Below are 15,976 nucleotides of genomic sequence, written 5' to 3'. Positions count from 1 at the left end.
GCGAATATGAGTAAACATCTAAGGGAAATAGACTCATGGATGAGAAGAAGAATACGAATGATATATTGGAAAAGATGGAAGTTAGTAAGAACAAGGTATAGAAATTTACAAAAACTAGGTATTAATAAAAGTAAGGCATGGGAATGGGCAAACACAAGAAAAAGCTACTGGCACATCGCCAATAGCTTCATACTAAAAAGGACACTTACAAATGAAGTATTAAAAATATACGGATTTATAAGTGCACTAGATTATTACAACTCTATAAACTTATGAAACGCCGTGTAGGGAACCCTACGCACGGTGTTGTGAAAGGGGCGAAAGATTTTAATTCTTAGCCCCTATTCAATTAAAATAAATTCAGATATCCTAGAAAGATCCAAGCAATAGCTGTAGAGAGTGAATAATTATAAAAGACACCATAATCAAACAGCCCACCAATTACTTCACAAACGACAATCAAACTAAAAATTAAAAGACCAAAATAATGTTTATCATTATATTTAGTTAATAAATAAATTATTTGTTTAAAACAAGAAATAAAAAATAATCCAAACAAGATAAAACCAATAATTCCTGTAGTAACTAATGCTTCAACAAATTCATTATGACTATGAACTACTTGAATTGATTGGATGGTTGTACCATCTGTTTGGTCCATCCCCATTTTTTTAAAATTATTTGCACCAATTCCAATAATTGGACTTTTTAGCCAAATTTCAAAAGAAGTATTCAATAATTCTAATCTACCACTACTAACTTGATCAAGTAATTCAAGCGCTTTAGAACTATCACCGGTAAATAATGAATAAGTAGCTTCAATAACTTTTGATATTTGAAATCTACTTTCTTCTTGGATTGGTTCTTGATTAAAAATAGCATTAATTCCTTTATCAATTACTAAACTACCAAAAATAATTGATATACATAATATACATATAATACCTATTTTTTTTAGTTTAGGATATTGTTTTTCTTTTAAAAAGAAATAATAAATTAATGCAGTAGCAATTAAAGCAAGAATAATTAAAGCACTACGACATTTAGTAAGTAAAATATAAATGATTTGAATTCCAATATTAATATAATATAATTTTTTATACCGATAATTATAAATGATTGCTAATATTGCTAATAAAATTGTTATACAGGCTAAAAATGCAGCTGGATTACAATTGAAATATATACCAAATAAACGATTTCCTGATGTACCAATAATCCAGCCATTTTTACTATCATAAATATTAAATAAATACATGATAATCGAAATAAAGCTTGCAAAACCAACTAAAATATTTGTAAAAGGAATAATTAGTGAAATTTCTTTTTTTATTGATGATATTGTGGTTGATTTTTTATTATTAAAAAGTAAGAAAAATATAATTAATTGAATAATAGCAAGAATATATGATTTTAAATCACTATATTTTTGATTTAAGATAGTTGCTAGTAATAAAATAATGCCATAAGTACTAATGTATATAAAATTTTTATTAATATTTATTTGTTTATGGGAAATATCATTAATAACAAGATAAACTCCCCAAATAATTATAGTTATTGATAAAAATGTATTGCTAATACCAAAATATCCTAAAGCTAGGGTATTGATAAAAGTATATAGGATAAAAGCTACTCTAAAATATTTATGAGATAATAAATATTTTTTCATATACTAATTACCAATAACATATTTTTTTCTAATATATTTTAGATATTTAGCTTTTATTTTAGTAAATGTTTGACTAGCAATAGGAATAACTTCTTTAGTTGTCATAATAAAAGTATGATTATTCATTATTTTATAAACATAGTCTATATTTACTAAATATGATTTGTGTGGAGAAATAAAGTAATCATATTTTAATAATGGTTTCATCCATTTTTTAAAAGAGGTTCTAATTGTTGCTGATTTAATTGTTGAACCATGCTTAGTATGGATAAATAGATAATGATTTTCATATTCAACAAAAGTTATTAAACGATGATCAATCGTAGTAATACCATCTTTTGTTTTAATTTCTAATAAACTTAAGTCCTGATGACTTAATAAACTAAGAATTGATGACATAAGTGATAAAAATTTAATTTTTTCAATTGGCTTTGGTAAAATAGCAAATGGTAAGATATCTAAATATTCAGGTAAGTAATTAGTATTATTACTTATGAAAATAATAAAAGCGTAAGGGTTGATTTTACGAATTAACTTGCTGATATATAAAACTTTTTCAATGTTTTTAGAAGTTAGATCTAGAAAATATATATTAACGGTACTAGTAACATCATTATTATATTCATTTAGTTCTAAATCAGATGAAATTGTAATTATTTTAAAATAGTTTTTAGTAATATATGGCATATGCTGATTAAAAATTTCTTCGATTGTTTGTTTTTCGTCACTATATAAAATAATTTTATACATAAAATATTTCCCCTCTGTTAAACGTTTATCAATATGTTTCGCTTGACAGTTTACCATACTTAGTTGATTTTTTCTATAGAGGTGAAATTAATTATTAATTTTTTTTATAAAAATTTTATGATATCTATTTAATTATAGGATATATATTCAAGGTTGATATTTGATAAAAGTTACATGTTTTAAGTGTATTTATTTTGTTTTTAAGTAAAAACAACTACTTACTTTAGGTAAGATGATATACTTATGTTGCCAGGATGTAATTTATCTTTGGATTTGATAAATAAGCTATGATTCATGTAGACTGAATTACTTCTTAGGCTATTTATCTCTAATTAGATATTTATGAAGAATATTTAGAAAAAAAGGAGGTGATAAAATGCATAGAATCAAAAAGTTATTTATTTTGCAATTAGCAGTGATTTTAGTGTTTTCAATAATTACAGTTATGTCTTCTGCAGATGCTAATATTCCTCAAGGACCAATTGATAGTGTTGATAAGGATAATGGTGTAGATCAAATTATGGAAGCGGGAATTGAAGATAAAAATTTTGCAACGGCAATATATGATTCCTTTGTATCAGCTAATTACTTCGGTGATGAAACCAAAGATGTAAGGCAGATATTAATGGAATATGAAGGAACTATTGATGCTGCTAATCGAGGAATTAAAGGTATTTATGGTATTGAGTGGCTGAAAAATGCAACATTAATTGATTTAAGCAACCAGCCAAATGCACCAGCTACAAGTATAAAGAATGAAATTGGTGATCTAAGGCCTTTATCAATCGAATATATTACACAGATTACTGGTATTACAGATGAAGAAGCGCGTGAATGGTATTGTGAAGGACAAGAATATAATATGGTACTCAATTTATCTGGAAATCCAATTTCAAATTATAAACAATGTGTTGGTCAGATTCATATAATTATTGGTATACAAACTGCAGCATCGTTTGAAGGTTACTATTTAAATGCCATTAAAACAGGAGCTGTTGATTGGTCAGTAAATTTAAAAGTGGACACACCAGAAATCTATGAGGAAGATAACCGAGTAAAATTTTCTAAAGATCCATATTCAACTCAAATTATTTGGGAAGGAACTACAGTTAATAATGATATTGCGTTAAACTATGAAGCGTTGGATAATGATATATTTGAAATTGATAATATCAAACATAGTGGTAAAGTTACTGGTTCTTTGGGAGTTTCTCTTGAAAATGCGATAAAATTTTTTAAGTATATTGATTATGGTGGTGGCGGATTTACAGTCAGAGATGCCATATCATATGGGTATGGAACAAACTTTATATCACGTATCTATATGCCAGTCGTTGCCAATAAAACTTTTAAAACAAATGTTAAAGTAACAAAATCTGCTACTAGTGATAATAGTGGTAAAAAGGTTGTTGGGGCTAAGTATCATTTATATTATAATGACGGTGATCAAGATTATGAAAATGATGAATTAGTTTCTGATAAAATATATATTACTGATGAAAATGGTGAGTTTTATGTTGATGATAATTTAGGAGTCGGTGAATATTATTTAAAAGAATTTGAAGCACCAGAGGGGTTCTTGATTAATGAAAATCCAATTTTCTTTAATATTACTGCTGATAAAACAACTATTAGTGTAACTGGTGGAGATAAAGATTTAAATATAAATGCTGGAGACATCAAAGAAGACCCAAATACTGTTTATATCGATCGTTATTCTAATGATGTTGAAGTAAGTATAAATGTTGATCCAGATTATGCTGCTGATCCTAATTATAAGTTAGAAAATATTGAACTTACATATTTTGATCGTGAAAGGCAAGAATTTATTACGCTAAATGTTACAGGGCCAGATGCTAATACCCCGTTTGCTTCGCCTGAAGAAGCTGCAAAATGGGTAACTGACTGGATTAATTCTAATAAAGGTAATGAAGAAAATCCAGGGGTTATTGATGGACAAGTAACAATAAATGCGCATTTTATTCATAACAAAGAACTCCAGACTTCAGATCCTAGACCAATGATGGATGTTGAATTTGATAAAGCTAGTCGAGACTTTGATGAAAAAGGTGATTTGAACTTATCGCCATTACCAGGGGCAACTTTTAAATTAGAATGTATGCACAAGCATACTGAAAAATGTAAGGATAAAAATGGCGGTTATACAAACTGCACGGATCCTCATACTGATGATCCTAAATATTTAACAGATGAAGGATGTAACTGGACTAGTAAAGCTATTAGTGATAGTGAAGGAAAAGTTAGATTTACTAAATTAAATACGGGAAAATATAAAATGAAAGAAACTACTGTTCCAGATGGTTATTTACCAACTGAAACAACATGGATTTTGACTGTAGATGCAATTAACAATACTTTTGAAATCGTTGTTAATTCAACTGATGACAATAGTGATTTAATCGGAAATCAAGACGATGGTTATACAATTGTTAATGAAACTTATAATATAAAAGTAATCAAAATCGATGCTGAAACTAATGAAAAATTGGTTGGAGCAGAGTTTGGTTTATTTAAAAAAGAAGCGAGTGGTGAATGGAGTAGTGAACCAATCCAGACTTCTATTACTAATGAACATGGTTTAGCTTTCTTTGAAAAGCTAAGTGAAGGAGAATATAAAATTAAGGAACTCACAGCTCCACCGGGCTATGAAATAATTACAGAGGAAGTTGTGTTTAAACTGCCATTTGAATATCTAAGCAAAGATTTAAATGGTGTTGAAAACACATTCTCATCTGATTCTAAAACAATTACATTTACAATTTCTAATAAAGTCGGTTTCAATCTTCCAAAAACTGGAGCTGGCATAACGGCAAGAATTGCTGCAATTGGAATTGTAATCATGGGAATAACAGTTATATTATTAAAAAAGACAAGAAAAATAGAAAAGGGTTAAACTATTTTATTTAATTTTATGGAGAGGTAAAAAGACGATGAAAGTGATTAAGAAGATTTTTAGTTTAATGTTGGTTTTTCTAGTTGGATTTGCTTTAACATTGCCTGCAGGGGCATCTGATAAAGTTGATCCAAAGGATAACCCTGAAATTGATTTAAGTAAAACAACTGGATCTATAACAATTAATAAAGAAGGTTCTACTTTTAGCATTTATAAAATTTTAGATGCTGTTGGAAAAGAAGGACAAAATGTTTATAATTATACAGTAAATAGTAATTTTATTAATTTAATTGGTGAGGGTAAAGCTTATTCTTTGGAAAAAATTGCAACTATGCCTAACCAATTAAATATTAATAATTATGATGATGAAGGTAATTTAATTGGTGTAACTGATCCAATTACTGAAGAAACATCAAAGTTCACAAGTGATGTACAAGCTTATATTGAAGCTAATAGTATACAACCAACTGCTACAATTCCTGTTAGTGAAGCAGGGGAAACAAAAGTTACTTTAGATATTGGTTTCTATATTATTATTGAAACTGGTACTTCTGGTGATTCTGCAAGTGTTGCATCTAAATCTATGTTAGTACCATTACCATATGTTGATGTTAATAAAGCTGAAGATAACAAATTATTTTGGAATTTTGATTTAACAATTACACCAAAAGATGAACCAGTAAATGTTGATAAAAGTATTATTGAAGGTGATAAAAAAGAAAACATTAGTGATAATAATGTAGGCGATATTCTTACATATCAAGTAGATGCTGATATTCCTCATTATGATGCTTCTACAAATACTCAAATGGTTAAATATATTATTACCGATACATTAAGTAAAGGGTTAGATTTCTATAGAGAAGGAGATCCTGAAAATAATATCGATATTATTGTATCTAATTTCAGTGGGGAAAGTAAAACATTGAAACCAGGTACTTTAGAAACACATGAAACAACAATTGGTGAAGAACCATATACTTATTATTCAGTAACCGATGGAGATTATGCAGTTAGTTATGATGGAAAGACAATGACTCTTGTTTTTGATTATCCTGATATAATGGCTTATAATAATCTTCAACTTAATTATCAAGTAAGAATTAATGAAGATGCTGTAATCGGTGTTGAAGGTAACCCTAACCAAGTTGATCTTGAATATACAAACAACAATAAAACATGGAATACTTCTAAACCATGGGACAAAACAGAAACTTATGTTTATGGTTTAAAAATTAACAAAGTTGACCCTGATGGAAATAAATTAGAAGGTGCTGAGTTCCAATTATATGCAGGTGCACCTGATCCTGATGGTGATTATGAAGGAAGAAATCCTTTAGTTACTTATAAATATGAAAATGGTCAACTAGTGATAAATAGTAATGATGGTAAAACAGCTGTTACAGATAAAGATGGTATTGCTTATTTAATTGGTTTTGAAGCTGGAACATATACATTAGTAGAAACAAAAGCTCCTAACGGATATATTATCCCAGATGGTCAAATGCAATTAGATGTTGTTGAAACAATAGGTGTTGATGAAGATGGTAAAGAAGCAGTTACTGATGTAAAATATACTTTAACAACAGGAGATGAAGTGACTGAATTACCTACTGAAGTTCTTGGAGATGTTGAAATAGGTGATGGATCTGTGGCTGTAACAAAAATCGTTAACCCTAAAGGATTTAATTTACCTAGAACAGGTGGCGCTGGTACTTGGATGTTTGCTGTTGGTGGTATTTTGATCATGGCAGGTATGGCTACAGCGTTTGTTAAATTAAGAAAAAAAGAAAACTAAAATATAAAAGAACTACATTAGTAGTTCTTTATTTGATAAAGAGGTACTATGAAAAAAAATGTAGTTAGAATAATATTAATAGTAGGTTTTTGTATTGGTTTAATAATTAGCTTATATCCATTAATTAGTAATATCTATTCTAGAAGAAACCAGATCCAAGTTATCAATGATTATACTGAAGATATTAAGGAAATTGATACGAAACAAATTGCAAAAGAGTTGGAATTAGCCAATGCTTATAATCGTAAATTAAATCAGACAATTGTTTTGACTGATCCCTTTGATCCAAGTGCTATTGACATGGCTGATGATGTGTATTATGATATTTTAAATTATACTGATGATGGGGTAATGGCATATATCAATATTCCAAAAATCGATGTTAATTTGCCAATTTATCATGGTACTGATAGTGAACACATGTTAAAGGGTGTAGGACATTTAGTAGGTACATCTTTTCCAGTTGGTGGTATTGATACACACGCAGTTCTATCAGCTCATTCAGGGTTATCTACAGCAGAATTGTTTACTAATTTAGCAGATTTAAAAAAAGATGATTTGTTTTATATTCATGTATTAGATGATGTATTAGCTTATGAAGTTGATAAAATAAACGTGGTCAAACCTAATGAAACTAATGATTTAAAGATTGTTCCAGGGCAGGATTATGTAACTTTAGTTACATGTACACCTTATGGAATTAACAGTCATCGTTTATTGGTTAGAGGTCATCGAGTTGAATATAATCCAGATTTAGAAAAACAAGAAAGTAAAAAAGCTAATAATGATGTATGGTTTAAAGAATATATTAAATCGATTGTAAGTGGGATTGGAATTATTGTATTAATTATTATTTTTATTGTCGTATTAAAAAGAGTTAAAAGGGTATTACGGAGGTAAAAGTAATGGTTAGAAAAATTCTGATGGTGCTTGTTGGTATTGGTTTTTTAGCAGGTTTGTGTTTTTTCTTGTTTCCATATGTTAATTCTTGGATGGTAAATAATGATGCTAAAAAGGAAATAGAAAGTTTTGAAGTTTTGAAAGAAGAAAAAAACTTTGATACACATGATTTGTTGTTTGAGATGATGGAAGATTACAATAATAAATTGTATAAAGATGGGCAAAACGGTATTAGTGATGCTTGGACTTTTGATCAAAAGGATTTTGTAATTGGTGATTATGATTTTAAAAATGATGTTTTTGCAACTATATCTATTCCAAAGATGAATCTTGAAATGCCGGTTTATTTAGGGGCGTCTAAAGAAAATATGGCAAAAGGAATTACAGTTCTCGCAAATACTTCTTTACCAATTGGCGGAAAAAATACAAACAGTGTTTTAGCTGGTCATCGAGGATATCGTGGGGTACCATTTTTTAGAGATATTGAGAATTTACAAGTTGGTGATGAAATAACGATTAACAATTATTGGCAAGAGATTAAATATATTGTATCTGATATTCAAATAATTTTACCCTCAGAAAGTGAAAAAATATTGATTCAAGAAGGTAAAGATATGATTACTTTGATTACTTGTCATCCTTATCGTAGAAATTATCAACGATATGTTGTCTATTGTGTTAGAGAAGATGAGTATAAAAAAGATGGAAATAGTGTAGTACATCAAGGGTCAAAAGTTGTTAAATCTTCTAAAAATGATATTATGATTGAGCGATATTTACCATTTATTTTATTATTAATATTAATAATTTTTATATTTGTACTAATCAAAAAAACAAAGAGGCTGTAACGCATTAAAATAATGTGTTTGACCAAAAATAAAAAAATAGCACTTAAACTCAGATGAGTATAAGTGCTATTTTTGGTATAATTAGATTATGCAAAATATAAAAATAATAGAATCTAATTACCCGATTGACAATTCTTATTATAATACATTTCAATGTAAACTTCCACTAGATTTTTTTACAGTTGTTCCTGTAGATGATCCGGTGACATCTTTCGTAGAAATTATGAAAGGAATTAACACTTCAAAGTATTTTAACTGCCCCCATAGAGGCAACAGGGGCTACGACCCTAATATGATGTTACAGGTTACATTGTTTGCATTTATAAACGGTCAATATGAATTAAGAAAAATGGAAGAATTATGCAGATATGATATCCGATATATGTGGCTGGCTAATGATGAAACTCCTTCTTTCATGGCTTTTCAAAGATTTATATCAGAAAAATTATCGATGTCTATCGAAGATATTTTTTATGATGTTGTTAAAAGAATCATTGAATTAGATGATGTTGATATTTCTAAACTTTATATTGATGGAACTAAGATAGAAGCCAATGCAAGGAAAAACAGTTTTGTTTGGAAAAAAGCTATTCTAGGCTATCAGGAAAAAGCATTTCTTAAAGTGACAGATCTGATCATAAGATTAAATGATGATCTTAACTTTAAATATGATATAAAATCAAGATATTCTGCTGATGATACAGGACTGATTGCAGAACAGTTAATGGAACTGATGATAAGACAAAATATAGAAATAGTATACGGAAAAGGCAAAAGACGTTCCTTATTACAGAAATATTATGATGAATTTCTTGAAATCTATATAAAATTAATGAGATATGAAGAATCATTGAACATATGTGGCGACAGGAACAGTTATTCAAAGACTGATCATGATGCTACCATGATGAACATGAAGTATGACTATTATAATCATACAGGTATATTTAAACCGGGATATAACCTGCAAATAGGTGTAAGTGATGAATATATTATGCATATGGATATATTTTCAAATCCTGCTGATACAAAAACATATATACCGTTTATGAAAAAATATAAAGAAAGATACGGCTGTTATCCAAAATGGCCAATAGGCGATGCCGGATATGGAAGCTATGATAATTTGCTTTTTAATGTCATAAACGGGATGGAACTGGGATTAAAGTATAATTATTATGCAAAAAAGAATACAAAGGAATTTAAAAAGAAAATATATAATCAGATGAACTGGGAATATGATGAAAAGGGATTTAAAGTCTGCCCACAGGGACATTCATTTAATATTGAAAAAGAAGAAAGATGGAACACAGCAGGTGAATATCTACAAATCAGCAGAGTATTCGAATGTGGTAAATGTCATGACTGTAAAGTAAAAGAAAAATGCACAAAGGCAAAGGAGCAAAGAAAAATACAGATAAATTATGCCTTAAATGAAATGCAGGAAAAAGTAGATGAAAATCTTGGAACCGAAGAAGGAAAAGAGATGAAAAAGCAAAGAAGTATACAGTCAGAAGGGACATTTGGAATAATAAAGCAGAATATGGATTATGTCCGATTAAAAAGAAGAGGAAACATAAATGTAAAAACAGAACTGCTGTTAATAGGGATTGCCTATAATATACGCAAATACCACAATAAAAAGATGAAAAAGAAGGAAATATCAATTTCCTAAAAAGCTAAATAAAAACATGTAAAAAGCACATGATGTTTTTATAGTACCAAAAAAGTTATCTAAATATGGATAACTTTGTTTTTTATCTAAATATACTGTATCAAGCAAAAAAAGGCGTAACGCCTAAAGATTAAAAATCCTTATTCGTTACAGCCCCTTTTTTATTTTACCTTGATAACAAGAAAAACCTGCTAAGTCATCTTCGATTTTTAATAAACGATTATATTTACAAATACGTTCACTTCTAGACATTGAACCAGTTTTGATTTGTCCAATATTTAAAGCTACTGCTAGATCGGCAATAAATGTATCTTCGCTTTCTCCAGAGCGATGAGATATAATTGGTGCAATCTTGTTTTTAGTCGCAAGTTCGATACAATCTAAAGTTTCGCTTAAAGTACCAATTTGATTTAGTTTAATTAAAATACTATTACTATAGTGTTCATCAATACCTCGTTGTAATCGTTTAGTATTAGTTACAAATAAATCATCACCAACTAATTGAATTTTATCACCTAATTTATTAGTCAATTCACGCCAACCGCTATAATCTTCTTGATCAAGTCCATCTTCAATTGAAATGATTGGATATTTAGAAATAAGCTTTTCATAATATACAATTAATTCTTTAGTTGAATAATCTTGATTATTAATTGTATATACACCATTATGGTACAATTCACTAGCTGCAACATCCAAAGCAATAGCAATATCTTTTCCAGGTTGTAAATGGCATTCATTAATTGCTTTAATAATTAATTCTAGTGCTTCTTCATTACTGTTTAGATTAGGAGCAAAACCTCCTTCATCACCAACAGATGTTGCTAAATTAGCTCTTTTTAAAATTGCTTTTAAGGTATGGAAAACATTGGTTGCCATCTCCATTGCCTGATAAAATGAATTTGCACTAATAGGCATAATCATAAATTCTTGAAAATCCAATGAATTATCAGCATGACTTCCACCATTGATAATATTAATCATTGGAGTTGGCAAAACTCTAGTATTTGGAGTACCTAAATAACGATAAAGAGGGATATCTAAATAATTAGCAGCACAATTAGCTACGGCTAAAGATACTGCAAGTGTAGCATTAGCACCTAATTTAGATTTATTTTCACTATTATCATAGCGAATCATAGTCATATCAATTTCTCGTTGTGATAAAACATTTTTTTGTTTTAATAGCTTGTTGATTGTATCATTGATATTGTTTACAGCTTTAAATACACTTTTACCTAAATAACGACTATCATCATTATCACGTAATTCTAAAGCTTCGTATTTACCGGTTGATGCACCGCTAGGAACGATTGCACTACCACAAAAACCACTTTCAGTTGTTACTTCAACTTGAATTGTTGGAAATCCACGTGAGTCTAATACTTGTCTTGCATATACATTATTTATATATGGCATATTTTTTCACCTCATTTATATTATGGAACAATTGTATGGTTTTAGTCATTTTTTATAATTTAATGATTTAGATATTATAAAAATGTGTTATACTATTTGTGGTGATGTAAAATGATAAGTGGAATATTGATGGTTATAGGAATTTTTGGTTTGTTAGTTTTAGGATGTTTTTTCTTGCTTTATAGTAGTGAAAAAAAACGTTTGAATCAAAAAAAACATGTAGAAAAAATAAATGTTATTGAACAGACTAATGGACAATTAGATAATATTTTAAAGCAGATGCAAGCTCTTAATCCACCGCTTGAAAAAGTGTGTGGGAAAATTGACAAATTTAATCATAAATTTCTAAAAGTAAAATAGTTAAAAAATTATTGACATTGAAACAAATTTTTATATAATATAGATAAATATTGGAAACTCATTGATAAAGAGAGTAGTTTGATGGCGTTTTTTAGCGAGCTGATGGTGGTGGAAGATCAGTAAACAAAATTAGACGAACCGCACTTTGTAGAGGATTGCTTGAATATAGTAGGGCAGTAAGTAAGTCTACTTTACAGACAAGAGGGGATATAAATCTTTATATCAATAAGAGTGGTACCGCGGATAATTCGTCTCTTGGCAAATGCCAGGAGACTTTTTATTTTGCTAAAATCAGGAAAGGGTGAAAAAAATGAAGAAATGTTTTAAGTTATTATTAGCAGGAATCATGGTATTTACACTTGTAGCATGTGGTGGTGAAGAAAAGGCTAGTGAGGAAGAAAATGTAAAAGAAATTAATATAGCTGTATCACCAGATTATCCACCATATGAATCTTTAGATACAGATGGTAAGACAATTGTTGGATTTGATGCTGACATGATTGCATTATTTCCAGAATATTTAAATGATGGAGATACAACATATAAATTTGTTTGGCATAGTATGAGTTTTGAAAATATTGTTTCTCAAGTTCAAGGAGGACAAGTTGATATTGGTGTATCTGGATTTACTTATGATAAGTCTAGAAAAGTAGCTTGGTCAAAACCATATACAGCTACAGCTCAAGTTGCTGTTGTTGATAAAGATTCAGATATTAAAACAGTCAAAGATTTAGAAGGTAAAACAATTGCAGCACAAAGTGGTTCAACTGGTGAAAAAGCTGCTAAAGAAATTAAAAATGCAAATGTTGTTTCAGTAACTAATGTTCAAGAAATTTTTAGTTCTTTAACTAGTAAACAATATGATGCAGTTGTTGTTGATTTAGCTGTTGCACAAAATTATGTAAAAGAACAAAATTTTGTAATGTTAGAAGAATCGTTATTGGATGAAAAAAATTATATTATCGCTAAAGAAGGAAATGATGAAATGATCGATATGATCAATAAATGTATTGATAAGTTTTTAGCTAGCGATGACTATAAAACTTTATGTGAAAAATATGGTTTAAAACAATTAGAAAATTAAAAAAAGGTAGGGATAGATATGTTTAGTGCATTCGACAGTATCTTTACCCCAGAAAACTTATTATTTCTTTTAAAAGGGGCAATGACATCACTTGGAATCGCAGCTCTGTCCCTTTTAATTGGTTTTGTATTTGGGGTATTAGGTGCTTCAGCAAAAATTTCAAACAATAAAATTTTAAGAGCAATAGCTAATGTGTATGTCGAAGTAATTCGTGGAACACCAATGTTATTACAGATTATGATTATTTTCAATGTAGTCCCAATTATTATTACTGAAATTACTGGAAATGTATTTAGAATGAATTATTATTTAATTGGGGTTGTGGCGATGAGTATCAATAGTGGTGCTTATACTACAGAATTGATTAGAAGTGGAATTAATGGTGTTGATAAAGGTCAATGGGAGGCTTGTCAAACATTAGGACTTTCAAGATGGCAAACAATGAGATTTGTTATTTTACCTCAAGCTTTTAAAAGAATTGTTCCACCACTTGTAAGTGAGTTTATTACTTTAATTAAAGATTCTTCTTTAATTAGTGTAATTGGAGCAGTAGAATTGATGAATTCTGCAAAGGTAATTGGAAATCAATATTATGAATTTATGTCGCCTTATTGTTTAGCGGGATTATATTATTTAGCTATGACATTGACTATTTCATATATTGCTAAAAAGATAGAAAGGAAGTTGGCTGTAAGTGATTAAAGTAGAACATATTGTTAAAGAATTTAATAGTTTAAAGGCAGTTAATGACGTTTCTTTGGAAATAAAAAAAGGTGAAATTGTCTGTTTAATTGGGCCATCTGGTTCTGGTAAAAGTACAGTTTTAAGATGTATTAACGGGCTTGAAAAACCAGAAAGTGGAAAAATTTATGTTAGTGGTGAATTGTTTGATGAAAACGATAAAGAAAATTATACTCGTTTAAAAAGTAAAATGGGTTTTGTGTTCCAACACTTTAATTTATTTCCTAATATGACAGTTTTAGAAAATTTAACATTAGCACCGATTAATGTGATGAATAAATCAAAAGAAGAAGCTATACAAATTGCTTGTAAATATTTAGAACGTGTTGGTTTGTTAGATAAAAAAGATGTTTATCCAAATAAGCTATCAGGAGGACAAAAACAACGTGTTGCAATTGCTCGAAGTTTATGTATGAATCCTGAAATTATGTTGTTCGATGAACCAACTAGTGCGTTAGATCCAGAAATGGTTATTGAAGTATTAGAAGTTATGCAAGAATTAGCTAAAGAAGGAATGACGATGGTTGTTGTGACTCATGAAATGGGCTTTGCTAGAACAGTGGCAAATCGAGTGGTTTTTTTAGAAGAAGGTAAAATTGTTGAAGAAACTGATTCAAAAGAATTTTTTACTAATCCTAAAACTTCAAGAGCTAAAGAATTCCTTAGTAAGGTGATGCATTAATGAAAATTGATTTTTTTGATGTTGAAGCTTGGATGACCGAACATGAAAAAGATTATCGTTATAATCTTGCTGAAACATGTGTTGATTCAATGAATGTTAATGATTTATTGAAAATGGTCGAGGATAAAGATGCAGTAATTAATGATTTATTGAATACCAAATTGGACTATGGTCCAATAGAAGGAAGTAAAAGGTTACGTAAGGCTATTGCAAAATTATATGAAACAGGTGATTTAGATAATATTGCAATTAGTCATGGGTGCATTAATGCTAATGAATTAGTGTTAATTAGTTTGCTTGAAAAAGGTGATCATCTTATTTCAATAACGCCAACTTATCAACAGATGTATTCTTTTCCAGAATCATTTGGAGTAGAAACAGGTTTGGTTGAATTAAAAGAAGGAAATGATTGGTTACCAGATCTTGATGATTTTAAACGAGCAATTAAAGACAATACAAAGATGATTTGTTTAGTTAATCCAAATAACCCTACAAGTACAATGTTTTCAAAAGAATTTTTAATGAAGTTAATTGAAATTGCTAAAGCTCATCAATTATATATTCTTTGTGATGAGGTGTACCAAGGGTTAAGTGATGATGAAGTGTCGATTAGTGATTTGTATGATTTAGGTATTGCAACTAGTAGTTTATCAAAAATCACTTCATATGCAGGTCTTAGAATAGGGTGGATAAAAGCTAATCATAAGATTATTAAAATGATTAATGATCGTCGTGATTATCATATTATTTCTACCGGTTATATTAATGATTATTTAGCTACGATTGTAGTTGAAAATTACGATAAGATTTTAAAAAGAAGTAGAAAAATTATTGAAACTAATAGACAAATTTTAATTGATTGGTTAGAAAAAGAGCCGTTGGTTGATTGTGTTGTACCTAAGGTTGGAACAATTGCCTTTTTAAAGTATAAATTACCGATAAAATCAAAAGAGCTTTGTATTGAATTACAAAAAGATACTGGAGTCTTTTTTGTACCAGGAGCTTGTTTTAATCAGGAATATCATTTGCGATTTGGTTTTGCAAACAACAGTAAAGATATTAAAATAGGTTTAGAATTATTTTCTAAATGGTTACATAAAGATGATTAAAATTTAATTATGTTTATAAATAGA

At 28.9% G+C, this 15,976-nt stretch carries 14 protein-coding genes and 1 other annotated feature; of the genes, 11 read left to right on the top strand and 3 right to left on the bottom strand.

Features of this window, described 5'->3' with window-relative positions; all coding sequences use genetic code 11:
• Window positions 1-6: 6 nt before the first annotated feature.
• Window positions 7-276 carry a hypothetical protein gene (locus tag NQ543_RS06520; protein ID WP_050752807.1) on the top strand — a complete coding sequence of 90 codons (270 nt, stop codon included), beginning with the start codon at window positions 7-9 and terminating at the stop codon, window positions 274-276.
• A gap of 73 nt (window positions 277-349) precedes the next feature.
• Here NQ543_RS06520 and NQ543_RS06515 read toward each other — a convergent pair whose 3' ends face one another.
• Window positions 350-1,672, bottom strand: a complete 1,323-nt coding sequence (locus tag NQ543_RS06515) for an O-antigen ligase family protein (protein WP_004609185.1) — start codon at window positions 1,670-1,672, stop codon at window positions 350-352.
• A gap of 3 nt (window positions 1,673-1,675) precedes the next feature.
• Entirely contained in the window at window positions 1,676-2,422 is a 747-nt protein-coding gene (locus NQ543_RS06510; protein ID WP_039903742.1) for a LytR/AlgR family response regulator transcription factor, read from the bottom strand.
• 376 nt (window positions 2,423-2,798) lie between these two features.
• On the opposite strand from NQ543_RS06510, the gene NQ543_RS06505 reads away from it, so the two are divergent.
• The 5 genes from NQ543_RS06505 to NQ543_RS06485 all read left to right on the top strand — a co-directional run bounded on the left by NQ543_RS06505 (window position 2,799) and on the right by NQ543_RS06485 (window position 10,557).
• Window positions 2,799-5,336 (top strand): MSCRAMM family protein, encoded by a 2,538-nt coding sequence (locus NQ543_RS06505; protein WP_004609183.1) that lies wholly within the window; start codon window positions 2,799-2,801, stop codon window positions 5,334-5,336.
• 37 nt (window positions 5,337-5,373) lie between these two features.
• On the top strand, window positions 5,374-7,134 hold the full coding sequence (locus tag NQ543_RS06500; RefSeq protein ID WP_004609182.1) for a SpaH/EbpB family LPXTG-anchored major pilin: 1,761 nt from the start codon (window positions 5,374-5,376) through the stop codon (window positions 7,132-7,134).
• A 48-nt stretch (window positions 7,135-7,182) separates the two neighbouring features.
• Complete coding sequence (locus NQ543_RS06495) at window positions 7,183-8,034, top strand: class C sortase (RefSeq protein ID WP_004609181.1); 852 nt, start codon at window positions 7,183-7,185, stop codon at window positions 8,032-8,034.
• Between the two features lie 5 nt (window positions 8,035-8,039).
• Window positions 8,040-8,882, top strand: a complete 843-nt coding sequence (locus NQ543_RS06490) for a class C sortase (RefSeq protein WP_004609180.1) — start codon at window positions 8,040-8,042, stop codon at window positions 8,880-8,882.
• Between the two features lie 88 nt (window positions 8,883-8,970).
• Window positions 8,971-10,557, top strand: coding sequence for an IS1182 family transposase (locus tag NQ543_RS06485; RefSeq protein ID WP_004609179.1), 1,587 nt, complete (start codon window positions 8,971-8,973; stop codon window positions 10,555-10,557).
• A 147-nt stretch (window positions 10,558-10,704) separates the two neighbouring features.
• Here the strand turns inward: NQ543_RS06485 and eno are convergent, their stop codons facing one another.
• Window positions 10,705-11,976, bottom strand: coding sequence for a phosphopyruvate hydratase (eno, locus tag NQ543_RS06480; RefSeq protein WP_004609177.1), 1,272 nt, complete (start codon window positions 11,974-11,976; stop codon window positions 10,705-10,707).
• A gap of 111 nt (window positions 11,977-12,087) precedes the next feature.
• Between eno and NQ543_RS06475 the strand changes: the two genes are divergently transcribed.
• The 5 genes from NQ543_RS06475 (at window position 12,088) to NQ543_RS06455 (ending at window position 15,952) form a co-directional block, all read left to right on the top strand.
• Window positions 12,088-12,336 (top strand): hypothetical protein, encoded by a 249-nt coding sequence (locus NQ543_RS06475; protein WP_004609176.1) that lies wholly within the window; start codon window positions 12,088-12,090, stop codon window positions 12,334-12,336.
• A 52-nt stretch (window positions 12,337-12,388) separates the two neighbouring features.
• Window positions 12,389-12,595, top strand: a binding site (T-box leader).
• 51 nt (window positions 12,596-12,646) lie between these two features.
• Entirely contained in the window at window positions 12,647-13,420 is a 774-nt protein-coding gene (locus NQ543_RS06470) for a substrate-binding periplasmic protein (RefSeq protein ID WP_039903739.1), read from the top strand.
• Between the two features lie 18 nt (window positions 13,421-13,438).
• Window positions 13,439-14,122: an amino acid ABC transporter permease gene (locus NQ543_RS06465; protein WP_004609174.1), complete on the top strand. Its 684-nt coding sequence runs from the start codon at window positions 13,439-13,441 to the stop codon at window positions 14,120-14,122.
• Window positions 14,115-14,843: an amino acid ABC transporter ATP-binding protein gene (locus NQ543_RS06460; protein ID WP_004609173.1), complete on the top strand. Its 729-nt coding sequence runs from the start codon at window positions 14,115-14,117 to the stop codon at window positions 14,841-14,843. The genes NQ543_RS06465 and NQ543_RS06460 overlap by 8 nt, the downstream gene beginning before the upstream one ends.
• Entirely contained in the window at window positions 14,843-15,952 is a 1,110-nt protein-coding gene (locus NQ543_RS06455; protein WP_004609172.1) for an aminotransferase class I/II-fold pyridoxal phosphate-dependent enzyme, read from the top strand. Before NQ543_RS06460 ends, NQ543_RS06455 begins: the two co-directional genes overlap by 1 nt.
• Window positions 15,953-15,976 lie beyond the last annotated feature (24 nt).

The organism is Thomasclavelia spiroformis DSM 1552, assembly GCF_025149465.1.
Taxonomy (GTDB): Bacteria; Bacillota_I; Bacilli_A; order Erysipelotrichales; family Coprobacillaceae; genus Thomasclavelia; species Thomasclavelia spiroformis.
This window is presented reverse-complemented; position numbering and strand designations above follow the sequence as displayed.